At 70.0% G+C, this 440-nt stretch carries 1 protein-coding gene; it reads left to right on the forward strand.

Translation table 11 applies throughout. The features are described from left to right. Positions 1-440, forward strand: a 440-nt coding sequence (locus WDW90_RS38245) for a transposase (protein WP_336492893.1), incomplete at both ends; no start/stop codon positions are given.

Raw genomic sequence — 440 nt, forward strand, 5'->3', positions numbered from 1 at the left:
TGGCCGAGTTCGGGGTGATCGCCGCCAAAGGACCGGTCCATACCTGCAAGCTCATTGCGGCCCTCGAGGATCCCGCCTCCGATCTGCCCCAAGCGGCGCGGGGGATCCTGGCCGTGCTGGTCGAGGAGCTCAGATCGTTGGACGAGCGCATTGCCGTGCTCGACCGCGAGATCGCCCGGCATGCGACGGAGAACTCCGTCGCGCGTCGGCTGATGACCATCCCGGGCATCGGGGCTGTGACAGCCGCAGCTCTCACGGCGCTGGCCCCACCGGCCGAGACGTTCCAGCGCGGTCGCGATTTCGCTGCTTGGCTCGGGCTGACCCCAGGTCAGCGCTCCAGCGGGGGCAAGGAGCGGCTCGGCCGGACATCCAGAATGGGCGAGCGCACCCTTCGGCGCTTGCTGATCATCGGTGCCAGCGCGGTGGCACGCTGGGCCGCG

Origin of the sequence: Methylobacterium nigriterrae (assembly GCF_037106235.1) — a bacterium.
Lineage (GTDB): Bacteria > Pseudomonadota > Alphaproteobacteria > Rhizobiales > Beijerinckiaceae > Methylobacterium > Methylobacterium nigriterrae.